Source organism: Lysinibacillus sp. RU7, assembly GCF_057837305.1.
Window position 1 is genome coordinate 1 of sequence record NZ_JBYQFK010000344.1, and the last position, 231, is coordinate 231.

The window sequence follows — 231 nt, forward strand, 5'->3', positions numbered from 1 at the left end:
GGAACTTCGGTGACGACGATTGCCTCGCGGTCGTTGCGGATTTCCTCGACATGCACCTTGCCGCGCATGACGATCGAGCCACGACCGGTCGAATAGGCGTTGTAGATGCCGGTCCGGCCAAGAATGATGCCGCCGGTCGGGAAGTCCGGGCCGGGCACGATCTCCATCAGATCGGCCAGGCTGATCGCCGGATTGTCGATGAGCGCCATCACGGCATCGCACACGTTCGTT

1 protein-coding gene is annotated in these 231 nt (G+C 62.3%); it reads right to left on the reverse strand.

Annotated elements, in window-relative coordinates; translation table 11 throughout:
- On the reverse strand, nucleotides 1–231 hold a 231-nt coding region (locus tag AC3II9_RS22650), incomplete at both ends, for a DNA gyrase subunit A (RefSeq protein ID WP_489159043.1).